This window comes from Nonomuraea lactucae, assembly GCF_003313395.1.
Classification (GTDB): domain Bacteria; phylum Actinomycetota; class Actinomycetes; order Streptosporangiales; family Streptosporangiaceae; genus Nonomuraea; species Nonomuraea lactucae.
In genome coordinates, this window is sequence record NZ_QNFZ01000396.1 from 1 (window position 1) to 925 (window position 925).

Annotated in this window: 1 protein-coding gene; it reads right to left on the reverse strand. The window is 76.4% G+C overall.

Annotated elements, in window-relative coordinates; all coding sequences use genetic code 11:
- A partial coding sequence (locus tag DQW85_RS22160) for an acyltransferase family protein (protein WP_113702130.1) occupies nucleotides 1-925 on the reverse strand: 925 nt, incomplete at both ends.

Consider the following 925-nt stretch of genomic DNA (forward strand, 5'->3'; position numbering starts at 1 on the left):
CGCGAACCCGGCCACGGTGAGCGTCAGCAGCCCGCCGCCGGCCAGGGCCGCCGCGGTGAGCGCCACCGTCCGGCCCCCTTCCCCGTACGGCAGCGCGGGCGGCTCCTCCAACCGGCCAAACACCTTCAGCAGCGGCCACATGACCAGGCACAGCGCCCCGAACCAGACCGGCCACCCGGCGAACCAGGCCAGGCTCAGCGGGCGCGGCGTGCCGATGCCCAGCCCCACCACGGCCACCCCGGTGACCGCGAACAGCGCCGGCATGTGCCACAGGTACACCGTCATGACCCGCGGCCCCGCCCAGGCCAGCGCCCCGCCCAGCGGCAGCCGCAGGATCCACGGCCGCAGCAGCGCCATCAGCCCGACCTGCCCGAACGCCACCGCCAGCACGGCCAGCGTGGGCGGTGCCATGTTCGACGTCTCGGCCCCAGGCAGGCCGATCATGCTGCCCGGGTACGGCCCCGCCCACACCAGCAGCGCGGCGGCACCGAACCCGCCCGCCGCCATCCGCCCCGGCCGGGCCAGCCGCCCCTCGGCGTACAGGAAGCCGAGCTGGTGCACCGCCAGCCAGACGAACACGACGTTGAGGTAGCCGAGCGCGTCGAAACCCGTCGAGAAGCGCGCCACGTCCGTCAGCACCGCCCCGGCGACCAGGGCCGCGGGGACCCGCGCGCCGTACCTGTCGTGCAGGCCCAGCAGGAACGGCGTGGCGACGACGGCGACGAGGTAGGCGGCGAGGAACCACAGGAGCTGACCGGTCAGCCGCGCACCCACCTCCAGCGGCTGCTCGGGCACCCCGAGCGCGGCCAGCGCGTGCGGGAGCGGGATCCAGACCGCTGCCAGCGGCAGCACCGGCCACGCCAGGCGGCGCAGCCGGGCGAACAGCCACCGCGGCGCGTCGTGCCGCGCCCGGCGCAGGCCGATC